General features: G+C 37.0%; 8 protein-coding genes. 1 reads left to right on the top strand and 7 read right to left on the bottom strand.

Annotated features, from left to right (window positions below):
- Positions 1-18: 18 nt before the first annotated feature.
- The 3 genes from LNP23_RS17580 to LNP23_RS17570 all read right to left on the bottom strand — a co-directional run bounded on the left by LNP23_RS17580 (position 19) and on the right by LNP23_RS17570 (position 5631).
- A complete protein-coding gene (locus tag LNP23_RS17580) occupies positions 19-3156 on the bottom strand; it encodes a SusC/RagA family TonB-linked outer membrane protein (RefSeq protein WP_230002199.1) in 3138 nt (1045 codons plus the stop codon).
- A 37-nt stretch (positions 3157-3193) separates the two neighbouring features.
- Complete coding sequence (gene amaB, locus LNP23_RS17575) at positions 3194-4747, bottom strand: L-piperidine-6-carboxylate dehydrogenase (protein ID WP_230002198.1); 1554 nt, start codon at positions 4745-4747, stop codon at positions 3194-3196.
- Positions 4748-4815: 68 nt separating this feature from the next.
- Positions 4816-5631, bottom strand: coding sequence for a DUF1338 domain-containing protein (locus LNP23_RS17570; RefSeq protein WP_230002197.1), 816 nt, complete (start codon positions 5629-5631; stop codon positions 4816-4818).
- Positions 5632-5818: 187 nt separating this feature from the next.
- Between LNP23_RS17570 and LNP23_RS17565 the strand changes: the two genes are divergently transcribed.
- Positions 5819-6292 carry an Lrp/AsnC family transcriptional regulator gene (locus LNP23_RS17565; protein WP_047778841.1) on the top strand — a complete coding sequence of 158 codons (474 nt, stop codon included), beginning with the start codon at positions 5819-5821 and terminating at the stop codon, positions 6290-6292.
- Between the two features lie 1729 nt (positions 6293-8021).
- On the opposite strand, the gene LNP23_RS17560 is transcribed toward LNP23_RS17565, so the two are convergent.
- From LNP23_RS17560 to pgl, 4 genes are all read right to left on the bottom strand, one after another.
- A complete protein-coding gene (locus tag LNP23_RS17560; protein WP_230002196.1) occupies positions 8022-9365 on the bottom strand; it encodes an amidohydrolase in 1344 nt (447 codons plus the stop codon).
- Between the two features lie 76 nt (positions 9366-9441).
- The gene (locus LNP23_RS17555) at positions 9442-10299 is read right to left on the bottom strand and encodes an AraC family transcriptional regulator (protein WP_230002195.1); all 858 of its coding nucleotides are present in this window, start codon (positions 10297-10299) and stop codon (positions 9442-9444) included.
- A gap of 271 nt (positions 10300-10570) precedes the next feature.
- Positions 10571-14710 (bottom strand): glycosyl hydrolase family 18 protein, encoded by a 4140-nt coding sequence (locus LNP23_RS17550; RefSeq protein ID WP_230002194.1) that lies wholly within the window; start codon positions 14708-14710, stop codon positions 10571-10573.
- A gap of 503 nt (positions 14711-15213) precedes the next feature.
- Positions 15214-15933 carry a 6-phosphogluconolactonase gene (gene pgl, locus LNP23_RS17545; protein WP_230002193.1) on the bottom strand — a complete coding sequence of 240 codons (720 nt, stop codon included), beginning with the start codon at positions 15931-15933 and terminating at the stop codon, positions 15214-15216.
- Between the last annotated feature and the right edge of the window lies 1 nt (position 15934).

Raw genomic sequence — 15934 nt, 5'->3', positions numbered from 1 at the left:
TGTTTCTTTATAAATTTCTTAAAATACGTACTGTACACCCAAAATAAATGATCTCGTAAACGGATACACAAAACGGTCTACTCCGGTATCCAATAGCTCACGTCTGGAGAATTCAGGATCTGTACCGGAATACTTGGTGATGGTAAATAAATTTTCAGCACTGATGTAGAATCTTAATTTATCTATTTTGGCTGTCTCTAACAATTCTTGCGGTAAAGAATATCCGATTTGTAACTGACGCATGCGAACGAAATTTCCACTCTCCAGAAAACGATCTGACTCTCTGCTGTTTCCATTAGGATCTCCAAGTACGGCACGTGGTGTATTGCTGCGGTTTTCAGGTGTCCAGGAGTTAAGAGTAGAAGCCAGCATATTAGTTCCTGAACTCATAGATTCGTAAAAATAACGGTTTCCGTTGTACAATTTATTACCCCAGCCACTTCCAATTAAAGTACTAAAATCAAAGCCTTTATAACTGGCTCCCAAAGTTAAGTTAGCCTCTACTTTTGGTAAACCTGTACCGGTATATTCTTTGTCTTTTTCATTAATTATACCGTCATTGTTTAAATCTTTGAACCTAATATCTCCCGGTTTGGCATTGGGTTGAATTAAAGTACCATTATTGGTATAGCTGTTTACCTCGTCCTGAGATTGAAAAATTCCATTAGTGCGGTACAAGTAAAAGGCGCTGATCGGAGTACCCACACGTGCCTGAGTAGGGAAGTGCTCGTCATTAAATTTTAGACCTTCTCCATAAATCGCCTGATCGGCATTGGCAAGAGATTCAACATTGTTGTGTAGCGTTGAAAAATTGAAACCTACATTGTATTTGAAGGCATTACTTTGTTCACTATAATTTATTTCGAATTCAAATCCGCTGTTGCTTACTTTACCTACGTTTAGAATTGGATCATCGATACCTGCTGATGGCGCTAATCTTTTTGTAATCAACAAATCGTTGGTAACGTTGCGATAGAAATTGATCGAACCGCTAATTTTTCCGTTTTTAAGGGTATAATCAATACCGATGTTTTTGGAGTCGGTAGTCTCCCATTTTAATTTTCTGTTTTCTAATGTTGTAGCGATACTTCCCGGCCATGGGTTACCTCCGGTTCCTTGTACATAACCCGAGTTTAAATAATTTCCCGAAGTAATTAAAGAGCTTGATGCGTAGTAACCTAATGCAGCTTCATTACCCAATTGTCCCCAGCTGGCACGCAATTTTAATTTAGAAACAAAGAAATCTTCCGGAAAGAAACTTTCTTTATCAATTTTCCAACCCAAAGCAACAGATGGGAAGGCTCCCCAACGGCTGTCTTTTCCAAATTTTGAAGAACCATCATAACGCAAAGTAGCCTGTGCTAAATAACAATCTTTGTAAGAGTAGTTCAGACGGCTGTAATAAGAAAGTCTGTTGTATTGGTATTTAGATCCGTCAGCAGAATACGTTCCGCCTTTTCCGGCTCCGATGGTTTCGAATCCCGGGTCTAAGAATCCTGAAGGGCGTTCAACAGAAACAAGTTGTCCATTTTCTACCGTGTGGTCTATTGTTTTTCCTTCTACCGTAATGTCATTCCAGTTAGAAGAAGACGGGTTGATGGTTGCTCCCAAAAGAAAATCAATAGAATGAGCTCCGAATGTTTTGGCCACAGTCAATGTATTTTCAAATATCTGCTCATCCCAAAAAGCTCTTCTTTCTCTGTGTACGGTATATTTTTCCGGTGCTTGTGTGTTGGCAATAAAAGGCGGATTGTGTGCCTCAAGCTGGGTGTTTATTTCATGATAAGAGTAAGCCGTTTTAAATTTTAACCAAGGAGCCAGATTGGCTGTTATCGAGATATTAGCCGTTAAATCCTGTGATTTTACAGCTCCGCTTCTAAAATGCTCATCTGCTACCGGGTTGGTATTAAAAGGCAAACCGTCTTTGTTGGTTAAACCGTAACCATAAGTTTCATTTGGATCTAATACGGGTACTAATGGCGAGATCGCGTAAACTTCTTTTAATTGAAAGTTAGGTTGCTCATTATTAGTAGTAAGGTAAGATAATTTTGTATCAACATCAAAAATTGATTTTTTAAAACTCACTCTGGCACTTGCATTACGTTGTCCAAAATTATTGTCAATTACAATTCCTTTTTCTGTTGAATAGTTCCCATAAAGTGCAAATTTAACCACACCCTGGCGTCCTTGAACACCTATACCATAATTCTGCGCTAACCCGGAACGGAAAACCTGATCTTGCCAGTCTGTATTGTATTGTCCCGGTTTGGTAATATAGGCCGGTAAAGTTACAGGAGTATTAGCATATTTATTGTATTCATCGTACATTCTTCTGTGAACGGTCTGATAGCCTTGTGCATCTAATAAATCTAATGTTTTTGCGGTTGATGTGCCTTTCACAAAAGAAGTAAAATCAACTTTAATTCCTTCTTTTTGACCTGCTTTGGTAGTCACGATAATGACACCATTGGCAGCAACAGATCCATAAATAGCAGCTGCAGCTCCATCTTTTAGAACTTCCATTGATTCAATATTCGTTGGATTTACAGAGGCAATATCTCCCTGAAAACCGTCAATAATGTATAAAGGTTCGGTGCTTCCGAAAGTATTGATTCCACGAATTTTAACTTTTACAGTCGCTCCGGCGGTTCCGCCACTTTTTTGAACATTTACCCCTGCTACTAAACCTTGTAAAGCCTCAGCAGCATTATTGGTAGCTCTGGTTTCGATACTTTCTTTTTTTACAGAAGAAATAGCTCCGGTAACGTTTCCTTTTTTGATTGAACCGTATCCGATTACGACTACTTCGTCCAGTTTATTGTTTTCTTCCAGCAGTACAACATTTAGTTCTTTGCTGTTATTGACTGCTATTGACTGACTGGTAAACCCAATATAAGTAAAGGTTAAAGTTGGGTTTTTGATATCGGATGGAATAAGTAATGTAAATTTTCCGTTTTCATCACTATTTGCGCTCACATTGGTCGCATCTAAGGTTATATTCACTCCCGGAAGGGTAAAACCTTTATTGTCAGTTATTTTTCCTGAAACGCTTTTTTGCGCCTGATTTGCTTGTGCAAAACCGATAGCTGGCAGCCACAAGCATAGAAATAAGACAATATAGCTTATTTCCTTACTTAATAAAATTGGTTTTTTCATTTGATAGTGGTTTTGGTTAATTGTTTTTTTTGATGATTTATAGGTCGAATTTAATTCCCTGGGCCAGTGGAAGGCTGGTCGTATAGTTGATGGTATTGGTTTGGCGTCTCATATAAATTTTCCAGGCATCAGATCCTGATTCGCGACCGCCACCGGTTTCTTTTTCTCCGCCAAAAGCACCTCCGATTTCAGCTCCTGATGTTCCGATATTTACATTAGCAATACCGCAGTCAGAACCTGTTACAGATAAAAATCTTTCGGCCTCACGCAAGTTATTAGTCATAATGGCTGAGGACAATCCTTGAGCTACTCCGTTTTGAAGGTCTATGGCGTTTTCTACTTCTCCGGAATATTTTACCAGATATAAAACCGGCGCAAAGGTTTCGTGTTGTACAATTTCAAAGGAATTTTGAGCTTCGGCAATAGCAGGTTTTACATAACAACCGCTTTCGTAACCTTCTCCTGAAAGTACACCGCCTTCTATAAGAATGTTTCCGCCTTCAGCTACTACTTTTTGCAAAGCCTGAGTGTACATTTCAACAGCATGTGTGTCGATTAGTGGACCAACATGATTGTTTTCGTTAAGCGGATTTCCAATTCGTAGTTGTTTGTAGGCAGCAACTAACGCATCTTTTACTTTATCGTAAATACTTTCGTGAATGATCAATCTTCTGGTTGATGTACAACGTTGTCCCGCTGTACCAACTGCGCCAAAAACGGCACCTATAACGGTCATTTTGATATCAGCATCAGGAGTTACAATAATTGCATTGTTTCCTCCTAATTCCAGTAGTGATTTGCCTAAACGTCCCGCAACGGTCGGCGCTACGATTTTTCCCATTCGAGTAGAACCTGTAGCAGAAATTAGAGGAATACGGGTATCAGCAGTTAGTAATTCTCCAATTTTATAATCACCGTTGATCAAACAGGAAATTCCTTCCGGTAAATTATTTTCTTTAATAACCTGAGCCATGATGTTTTGACAAGCGATACCGCAGATAGGCGTTTTCTCAGAAGGTTTCCAAACGCAAACATCACCGGAGATCCAAGCCAGAGCGGTGTTCCATGCCCAAACGGCAACCGGAAAGTTAAATGCTGAAATAATTCCCACAACTCCTAACGAATGGTATTGTTCGTACATGCGGTGTCCCGGTCTTTCAGAGTGCATCGTCAATCCGTGAAGCTGACGAGATAATCCCACTGCAAAATCACAGATGTCGATCATTTCCTGTACTTCGCCATAACCTTCTTGAAGTGACTTACCCATCTCATAAGAAACCAATTTACCAAGAGCCTCTTTATTCTCACGCAATTTTTCTCCAAACTGACGCACAATCTCGCCACGTTGTGGAGCCGGAATTAATCGAAATGTTTTGAAAGCTTCTGTTGCAGCTTGCAGTACTCTTTCATAATCCTCAGGTGTTGACATTTTTACCGAAGCAATTAATTTTCCGTCTACCGGAGAATAACTTTCTAAAATGCCTCCTGATGAAAAGTTTTGCAAACCTGTCGATGTTCCTTCATTTATCGTTTTGATGCCCAGTTTTACCAGAGCCTCATTCATTCCAAATTGCGATGTTATTGATGTCATGTTTTGTATGTGCTTTTATACTTTAAAAGAAAAAGAATTGGAATTAAATCTTCTTTTAAAGCGTATTACTATTTATTGTGTTGTAATTGTACGTCTGTACTTTCAAATATCTTGTCGGCAGAAGAAGCAATAAATCCTTGGTACAGTTCACCGTTGGCCATTGGATAACGAAGCGCAAATTCGTAATAACAAGAAGGGATTTCTAAAGCGCCTTCCTCAAAATTAACGATGTGTAAATCTGCCAAGGTGCTGGATTGTTCTAATAATTGCTCCGGTGTACCTTTAATTTTTCCTCCTGAGGCATTTAATTTCCATCCGTTATCTTCTAAGAAAGCATTTAGATCTTGTAAAGTAGCAAAGCCTTTCAAGGCGTTAGTATTTATTGTAAAATGGTTCGCGCGGAATCCGTAAACATACATCCAAGCCGCATATTCAGATTCGGCCAATAGGAATTGGTAAGTGGCGTGTGAATTGGCGTTCCAAACGGTTCCGCTCAATACTAATTCCGGATGGTCAAATAGCTTTTGGTCACAACTGTCCAAAATGTTTTTTACCGTTGCCTGTAATTCAGGAGAACATTTCTCCAATTCCAATTCAGAAATGAAAATTCTTGGTGCATTTTGATCCGTAGCATGTTCGTAATGTTTAGCGAACAATTTTTTAGATTCAAAATGGTATTCTCCTTTAGCTTCGTAGCCAAGGTTTACAAAAAGCCTTTCTAATACGGTAATATTTATTCTATTATCATTGAATGTGCGGATCGCAATATGATCGTTTTTTATCTCTTCTCCTTTTTGTTCTAATAAGTCATGAATTTTTTTTGCTGATGGGGTAATTTCAGCGTATTGTTCCCATAATTTTGACAGTAATTGCGTCTTGTCCATCTGTAAAAAATTTTAAATGTTATTATTACACAAATCTATATATATAACTGTTATGTTATTATTATTACTGTACGATTATTTATAAATAAATGGATTAGCTGTTTTTTTTTGTAGATTTGACACTTATAAAAACAGTTTTAATCTTAAAGTTGTCAAAATAATAGAATCAAGTAAATCATTTGTAGCTATGTCAATCATAAAACACAACGAAAACACTGACTATTTAGATCAGGAAATTTTACGAAAGCTGGATGAAAATGGTAGAATCCCTTTTTCTGAAATAGCAAAAGATTTAAATATTTCTAATTCATTAGTGCATTTACGCGTTCGAAAAATGCAGGAATCTGGAATAATAAAAGGGTTTTCTGTTAAGTTAGATGCTAAGGGAATTGGTTTTGAAACGATAACCTACACAGGAATTGCGACCAAAGAAGCGCGTTTTGCTTATTCGATTTCTGAACAATTGGAGAAAATCCCTGAAGTAGTAGAATGCCACTGGGTTTCGGGAAAATATGCTTTGTTTATAAAAATTGTTGCTGCGAATAATGAAGAGCTTCGCAAAATTTTATACGAACAGATTCATCAAATCGAAGGAGTAGGGGGAACGGATTCTTTTATTTCGTTCGGTTCTGCATTTGAGAAAAATCTTCCTGTGAAATAAGTTGTTTTTTTAAAGTAATATGTTTTAGCTGAGAGAATTGCGAGTAGTTTTTTTGCACGCGGATTTTGCGGATTCTACGGATTTTTTTTATTTCATTGTGTTTAAATCTGGGTGAGACTTTTTTTGACAATCTTTGAACTTAATAAGGTTGGGCTAAAGCCATCATCGAGGGCTTTTTAAATCCGTTGGTTAAAACCAACGGCAATTAAAAAAATAGGTATTTGGTGTTTTTTTAAAGAATAAAATTGCCCAAATGTACTACGTGTTATTTTTATTTCATTCTGCTTAAATCTAGATGAGACTTTTTTTGACAATCTTTGAACTTAATAAGGTTGGGCTAAAGCCATAATCAAGGGCTTTTAAATCCGTTGGTTAAAACCAACGGCAATTAAAAAATATGCATTTGATGTTTTTTTTAAACAACAGAATTACCCAAATGTACTACGGGTTATTTTTATTTAAGTAGACTTGTAATTTCTTTAAACCTCTTGATTCTGAATGTTGTAGTGAGGTTGTGCTTTAATAATTAGGGATATCCATTTTTTAGCTCGTTGTGTAAATAATAAATAGGAGTTTGAATTGCCGTTGGTTTTAACCAACGGACGTTTGTGGCCAGAGTAATAGGCTTTAGCCAAAAATCTTAAGGCAAAGTTTTTGGCTAAAATCCAATTTTATTAAGTTAAGAGATTTTTTCGCGCAGATTTGGCAGATTTTGCGGATTTTTTTTATTTCATTCTGCTTAAATCTAGATGAGACTTTTTTTGACAATCTTTGAACTTAATGAGGTTGGGCTAAAGCCATCATCAAGGGCTTTTTAAATCCGTTGGTTAAAACCAACGGCAATTAAAAAAATAGGTATTTGGTATTTTTTTTAATAATAAAATTAACCAAATGTACTGCAGGTTGTTTTTACCTCAATAGACTTATAATTTCTTTAAACCTCTTGATTCTGAATGTTGTAGTGAGGTTGCGCTTTAATAATCAGGGATATCCTTTTTTTAGCTCGTTGTGTAAATAATAAATAGGAATTTGAATTGCCGTTGGTTTTAACCAACGGACGTTTGTTGCCAGAGCACTAGGCTTTAGCCAAAAATCTTAAGGTAAAGTTTTGGCTAAAACCTAATGTCATTAAATTAAGAGATTTTTTCACGCAGATTTGGCAGATTTGGCGGATTTTTTTTATTTCATTCTGCTTAAATCTGCGTGAGACTTTTTTTGATAATCTTTGAACTTAATAAGGTTGGGCTAAAGCCATAATCAAGGGCTTTTTAAATCCGTTGGTTAAAACCAACGGTAATTAAAAAAATAGGTATTTGATGTTTTTTTTAAACAATAAAATTGCCCAAATGTACTACGGGTTATTTTTATTTAAGTAGACTTGTAATTTCTTTAAATTCCCTTGACTTTGCACGTTATAGAGGTATTGTTGTTTTATAATCAGGTGTGTATGTGTTGGTTCGTGCTGTAAAGAATCACTAAGAATTTGAATTGCCGTTGGTTTTAACCAACGGTCGTTTGTAGCCAGAGTAATAGGCTTTAGCCAAAAATCTTAAGGTAAAGTTTTGGCTAAAACCTAATGTTATTAAGTTAAGAGATTTTTTCACGCAGATTTGGCAGATTTTTATTATTTCATTCTGCTTAAATCTGCGTGAGACTTTTTTTGATAATCTTTGAACTTAATGAGGTAGGGCTAAAGCCATAATTAAAGGGCTATTCAAAAAAGGCATATTTAATAGACAATATTTCCATTGTGAATAAGAGTGCGCACCGGAGACATTCGGGATACAGCCTCAGCAGAGCAGCTGGCTTCTATCAGTACTACATCTGCAGTATCACCGGCTTTTGGCCATTGTTGAATTCCTTTATCATCTAATGGTAATGGACCTGCGGTAGCGAGTTTTAGCATTCTGGATAAGCCGAATTCTGTAACTTGTCCGTACAATTGAGCTGCAAGATTGGCTTTTTGCAACACACTTCCGGTTCCAAAAGTATTCCAATGATCGATAATACTGTCGTTTCCGGTCATTACTTTTACGCCATGTTTCAGTAAAGTTGGAATAGGCATCACAAGATTACCGAAAGGAACAGTAGAAACAATGCCTATTTGAGCTGCGGCCAGTTTTTGTGCCATTTCTTCCTGTTTAGGTTTGTCCAGTTTTCCAAGAATAAAACAATGACTTACGAAAGTTTTTCCTTTCAGACTGGTATTTTCGTTGACTTTGTCTATTAGATATTCAACGGTTTTTAGTCCCGATTCGCCAGATTCATGCAAATGGATATCAATTCCTTTGTTATGGTCGAGAGCCAGTTGTACGGTGAAATCCATTGTTTTTTCGATCGCACCGTCAATCGTATAGGGATCGACTCCTCCAATAAAATCAATATCCATTTTTGCAGCTTCTTTTAGATAGGGAACAGTATCGGTATAAAAAACGCCATGTTGCGGAAAAGCTACCAATTCTGCTCCAAAACCATTTTTTTTATTCTCTAAAGCAATCTGTAGATTTTTTAAGGATTGTAACTTAGAAGTGGGCTCAATGTTCACATGGCTGCGGGCAAATGAGGTTCCGTGTGATTGTAACAGTTCGATTAGTTTTTCAGCTTTATAGGTTGAATTTTTTAGCAAATCAGGCATAATTTGCTGCTCTAATGTTATCATGCCTTTTACACCACCATTTCTCTTTTTTACTGCTTCCCAGGAATCGCCGTATAAAGTTTTATCCAAGTGAATGTGCATATCACGAAAAGCCGGAAGCATTAAAAAACCTTTGGCATCTATGGCCTCTGAGTTGGGTTTATTTGGCGAAATAGACTTGATTTTGCCATCACTGATTTCTACGCAGAAGAGTGCCGTTTTGGTGTGTACAATTTCTTCTTCTTTATATTCAAAACCTGTTTCTAATCTGACATTTTTTAGGGTGTACGATTTACCTGCTGCTATTTTTATATCAGAATTGGTTTTCAGGGAAGAGGCCGCTGCCGAATTTAGAAATCCGGAGCCAATGGCCAGTCCGGCAACACTTAATGCGGAGTTTCTTAAAAAGTCTTTGCGGGATATTCCGGAATTTTTCATAGTAGTTATAGTTTCTACAAATATAACCGCCCTAAAGAATCCGAATGTGAAGGATTTATTCCAAGGCTTGTAAAATTTATAACAAATCCCGAAAATCAGTAGGTGTTGTTCCGGTTTGGGTTTTAAAGAAATTGGAAAAATAAGCATGGTCAATAAATCCCAGTTCAAAGGCAATTTCCTTAACAGACACGGTGGTGGTTTTAAGAAGACGTTTGGCTTCCAGTACTGTTCTTTGCTGTATGAGTTGTGTTGCTGAAATCTTTAAATATTTTTTGCAAAGGATATTGAGATAATTAGCCGATATGTGAAGTTTTGCCGCGTAAAAGGACACTAGTTTTTCTTCTTTAAAAGAGACATCAATCAACTGTTGAAATTTTACGATGCGTGGCTCAGCCTCATAGTTGTTCAGATCGGTAAAAATTTTAGCGGCAGATTTACTTATAATAGAAGCAATGACGGCCGTACGGGAACTGATTAATTCTGAGAGGGAGTCTTCAGCTGCCAATTCATTTTTAATCGCATCAAATTCATAATGAAGCAGTTTAAAGGAATCCGGTTCCAGTTCAATAACAGGATGATTGTGATACTCAACGAATGAAAATCGGAAACTGGCAGAAAAACGTTCAAAAAAATGACGATCAATCATCAATTGATAGCCTGTTGTTTCCGGTTCGATATTCCAGGTATGTACCTGTCCGGGGAATAAAAGGTGAATTTGTCGGTTGCTAATTTTATACTCTTTAAAATCAATAGTATGATTGCCTTTTGCCTGATCAAAAAGAATGATGATAAAAAAATCGTGTTGATGTGGTTTATGAATATGTCTTTCGCCATGCAGTTCATTAAACAAAAGCGGCTCTTTAGAATGGAGTCGGTCTTTTCTAAACTCTTCTAAACCGAGAAGCGGAATATGTTTGTTTTTGTTTGTTAGCATCACATGGGGGTAGATTTCTTTGTAAAGTTAACTATAACCGTATGATTTTGCAAAAGGATACAATGGAGTACAAGGGTTTTGCATTTTCTTCAAAGAAGTCAAATTTAAAAAGTAGATACAAAAAAACCTGACAATAAAATTGCCAGGTTCAAAATACTCTACTTCGGATTAATACAAACTAAAGAACGCTTATAATTCCAGAGTATTTTGCAAAAAAATAGAACTAAAATGACTTAGTTTTTTATTACTTTAACATTTTGCTGCAAAATTCTTAGTTTAAGAAGTTTACTACTTTGAAAGATTTTTTGTTACCTGCTTTGTTTGTTACTACAACGATAAACAATTGTTTCGTTGAAAAACTATAATTCTGAAGCAGTATTTCGTTAGTGTTCATCCTGTTTTTGTAACTGGCTAAAGATTGTCCCAATGTATTAAACACGTCGACCTGAGCAATATCTTCCGTCTCGCTTTTAACTAGTAGAGCATTGTTTTTGAAATAAACCTCCGTATTGTTTTTTGCTTCAATTTTGTCAAGAGATAACTGTGCTGCAAAATAAGTAGCATATGCATTAGAAAATTCATAACCGGTTCCGCAGCCTGCATCCCAGTTAATCGACCAGGTCATTACCCCTCTCATATCAGGATAAGGACCACCTTTAAGTGTGTAATTTCGTCCTGTATAATTGATTCCGCTTCTTAAATAACTAAAAGCTTCAATTCCTTTTTGCGGTGTTATGTAACTTGCGGCCTGAGCTGCTCCGGTACAAGCCGGAAGGGCTATAACCACTTTGGACGGGGGTAATGGAGGGAAATAAAAGCCTGTAGTGCTTACATTAAATCCTTTCATTAACATCTCTGACATGGATACTAAGAAATCGGGTTTTCCTTGTTCATAGGCAAGGTTGTCCAGCGCGACTATTGATCCTGTATTGTATAATTGCACCATCAAAAGATCCAGCTCGTTGCGTAGATTATGAATTACCGGTAAGAAAGAACCAACTCCGTTTCCATAGGTATTATAACCTGCCTGAACGTAGTAGGCTTCGGGAGCAGCTGTCATAATGAATCCGCTGCCATAATTTGTTTTTAATTCTTTAAAAGCATCTACGACATTTTTTAATTTTGGATAAGCAGAAATCGATGAATAGGAGAAATCTTTAAGTGCTCCTGCTTCGAAATTCATTGAAGATCCTTCAAAATCAATATCAAGACCGTCAAAATGATATTGATCAACAATCGTTTTTATGCCGCTTACAAAAATGTCTTTTTGAGCGACTGTTTCTAACACTACATGACCATTTTGCCCTCCTATGGATACAAGAACCGGAATTCCTTTATCTCTTAAGAATTTGATATCGTTTTTTAATAACTGAGGATCAAAAACACCATTTGTAAAATATCTTGGCTCGTTTACCACAAGGACTGGTGTATAGCCGTCTCTGTTTCTAGTTTCAATGAAAGAATAAATGACTACATTAAATTTTTTATCCCCCATTTGATTGAAGTATAAAAACGGTGCACTTGAGTTTTCCCATCCGTGGGCATAACCAACAATTACCTTCGTCGGGAGAAGATTAAATGCAGAATTAACGATATTAATCGATTGGTTTAAGGTGTTTTCGCCTCCGGAGTTATCCTTGGCTTTTACAACTATTGCATATGTTTTGAAGGCAGTTGGAGTGAAAGTGTAATTGTAAGTACTTCCCGCGGCCTTTGTCATCGTATAAGAAACCCCATCAATACTAATAGAAGCACTTGCAACTGTACCATCTTTATCCGTAACATTTACGCTTACCGGTACAGTCTTGAATCCCGAAGCCTGATTGATAGTAGTCGATGCCGGATCAATCCAGGTGATTTCGGGTACTATATTTGGACAATTTACACCGGAACATTGTAAATAAAATGTTTTACTGTCTTCTGCAGTGATTGTATTTGACGCTATTGCCGTTGCTTTTAAGGTGTAGTTTTTATTAAAATCGGCTAAAGTTGGTGTCCAATTGGCTACATATTCGGTCCCTGTTGAAAGTGTTCCCGTAATCGTTTGTCCATTGATGTTAAATACTACAGAAGAAATAGTCACAGACGGATCTGCAAAAGTCAAATCAGCATTGGCTTTGAGTTGAACAACCGTTCCCGGTATAATTGCTACTGTTGTTGCTGTTGGACTTGTAATCGCAATTTGTGGTGTGACAGCGCTTGAATTGAAATTATAAACTTTTGATACCGTTGGAATCTCAAAGTTTGCCAAATCAGTTGGGAAATAGTCAATTCCCTTATTATCCCAAGTGTTCAGTTTTAAGGTTTGTACTTTTGAATAACCTGCTAAATCATCATTATTAAAACTGTACGCCCCTTGTGCATCTGTAGTTGCAATTATGGTTTTATAAGCATGACTGGAGTCGGTCCAGGGTAAGGTTAATTCTATTTTTGCTCCCGAGATCGGAGTTGAACCCTTTTTAACTGTACCACTAATTTTGTTTATAATGGCATCTTGGGTAAAGTCTAATGTTTTGTTGGTGTCAATTGCAGTATAAACGGTACTAGCCGGAGTATAAGTCATCCCTGCTTTAGCTGCTGTTACAGCGAAATCTAATCCTGCGACCAAGTTGGTAACGGTGTAATTGCCCGTAGCATCTGATGTAGTGGTCAGAGTCATAGTTCCGGAAGCTGCAGAAACCACCACTCCTGAAACTGCATTAGTTCCATTTTTAACAGTTCCGCTAACGGTGTAAGTAGGGCGTGCTGTTCCTTGAAGTACTATTGCGGTTTGATCCGTCGTTACATTTGTAAAATTTGTAGCTGTAAATGTATACGCCGGATGAACAGCGGTAAGGCTGTAATTTTTTCCGGAGGCTAAATTATGGAAAGTAAAATTACCAGTAGTACTAAGTGTAGTCTGCAGAATTACATTGTTTGAATCTCTTAATTCAACTGTGGCGTTGGCAATCAAAGCAGTTCCGTTTTTTACAGCACCACTAATACTTACTGTTCCGGGTAAGATAGCCCCAAACGAAGTATCTATCTGGTTTAGTAATGCATTTGAAATTGCACCTCTGGTATCCTGAGAAAGTTCCCAAATCATACCTCCGGCCAGATTTCGTGATTTAAGATATTGTACTTTAAAGTCTATAGATTGTTTGTCTTCATAACTGATAAACTGGTGTGTACGGTCGTTGTATAGATATGGAACTTTAGTAGTGTTGTCAAAGTACCTCACCCAACCGGCAGCAGCTGCGGTGGATGTTACCAGCATGGTAGTTGGATCTAAATAAGGATGTGGATTTGTAGTTGGATTTCCCACTAAATCACAGATTTCAATACTTCCCGAATTTTCACAGGTTTTACCTGAATCCCAGGTCCCTAATGGAGGTTGATGATTGGTGCATCCTGAAACGATATCTTGTGGAGCTGAAACAAATAGGCCCGGATGATTTGGATCTGTTCCATTATTGGCAACATTGTTAAACAACTTTCCATAGTAAGGCAATCCCATGATTAATTTATTGGATGGAATACCCACAACGTTTAGAAATTGATTCGTTAACTCATCTAATGATTCAGATTGCGTTGCGCCGTATAAAGGATCGTTTGTGTTTTCGCTGGCATATAAAGGAGCATTATAGCACGTTTTATCATACCAGTTTCCACCAAAATCATATCCAAAATAAGTGATATAATCGCAGTAAGTCGAAAGGTCTTCTGTCATCCCATATAGAGCTCTATTGTTAGGCCCCAGATATTGCTGAGAAACATTTTTCACATTATTCCCGGCAGCGATCGAGATTAATTTATTAGGCATTACACGACGCATTTCTTTTAATAGATAGACAAAATTTTTGTTATCATCCGGATTGTGATTTTGTGCAGGAACTGGAGCATCATTAAGCATTTCTGTTCCGTCTGTTCCTCCTTTTACTGGATATTCCCAATCAATGTCAAATCCGTCAATAAAGGGATAAGTGGTGATAAACTGTGCCATATCTGCTACCAAAGCATTTCTTGCTATAGGGTTTGCGGCAATTGGGGATAAATCCTGACCTTTGGTCCAGCCTCCAATTGAAATTAAAACCTTTAAGTGCGGATACTTTTGTTTTAACTTCATTAAGTCATAAAAGTTCCCTTTTACCGGAGCGTCCCATGGTATTCCGCCTTCCATATGTTCAAAATCAGCATAGGAGTCTAAACATCTTAATTTGGTGTTTTCGGGATGGGCGGGATCGTAGGTTGTCCCATAAAAGGAATAGTTTAAATGGGTTAATTTGCTACCGTCTATTTTTGGAATATTAAAGTCCCGAGCATAAATAGACCATTGTGCATAGTATCCAATTACTTTTTTACCATGAGCTGGTTGAGCTGCTGCCAGTAAAGGAAATAGTAATAAAAAGATTAATTTGTAGTACTGTTTCATAGGTTTAATTTTTGATTAAGAAAGTGTGAAAAACCCCAATTTGTATCAACTTGCCAAATTTAAATACAGTTTATAAATACGATAATCATAATCCAATCGGTAAGGACTGATAAACATTGAAATTATGGAAATCAATTCATGATTTTTTTACTGAAATAATTCGGATCATGCAAAAAGTGCAATAAAGCAGGTTGATAAAGGAATGAGGGCAAAATGGCAATACCTTCATTTTTTTTCAAAAATATTAAAGAGCAGTGTAACAGAAATAGTTGGTTGTATAGCTGTATGATTAAAAATTATAATTGATATAATAAATTCAATACTTATGCTATTAGAGGTTTACATTAGAACAACCGGAAAAGTTTGGATCAATATATTTTTTTCAGTAGTGAAAAAGGCATTTAATTTAGGATGCTTTAAAAACAAAAAAACAGTTACAAGAAAATCTCGTAACTGTTTAAGTGATATTTTTTTAGCCAAATCGGTTATGATTTGTCTAGTATTTAATTAGTTGTCCCTGCAGCACTTTTGTCTACCAAAAACAATAATTCTCCTGTAACAGGTTTTATTAGTTGCATCGGATAAGTAGTAGGGTTATAATCGCCATGTAACACTTCTTTTAATGCCGGAGCTTTCTTTTCTCCAAATGCCACTACGATAATCTGCTCTGCTTTGTTAATCAGAGGAGCGGTCAATGTAATGCGGTGCATGTTTTGAGATTCTAAACGGTAAGCATCTACCCATTTTGTTTGTTCATGCAAAACAGCTTCTCCAGGGAAAAGAGAGGCGGTGTGCCCGTCATCACCAAGCCCAAGTAAAATAAGGTCCAATTTTCCGTCCGGACCAGTAATATCTTTTACGGATTGCTCATAAGTAACCGCATACGCTCCAGGTGAAACACCCTCTTTGTACATCGGAAATATATTCTCCTGAGGAATTGGAACGTGGCTCAAAAGCGTATCAAAAGACATTTTTGCATTACTGCGGTCATCATCAAGTGGTACCCAACGCTCATCACCCCAAAAAATATACACTTTGCTCCAATCAATTTTTGATTTGTAATCGGGAGAAGCCAAGAGTTTATAAAGACCGGCAGGTGAAGAACCACCGGTAAGTACGGCGGTAAATTTTCCTTTTTCCTGTATGGCTTTTTGTGCTGACACTACGAAAAGAGTTGCTGCTTTAGTATTAATCTCTTCTATGGTGTTAAAAATCTGTATCATT

Source organism: Flavobacterium cupriresistens, from assembly GCF_020911925.1.
GTDB lineage: Bacteria > Bacteroidota > Bacteroidia > Flavobacteriales > Flavobacteriaceae > Flavobacterium > Flavobacterium cupriresistens.
Note: the sequence above shows the minus strand (reverse complement) of the source record. Positions and strands in the feature narration are given on the sequence as shown.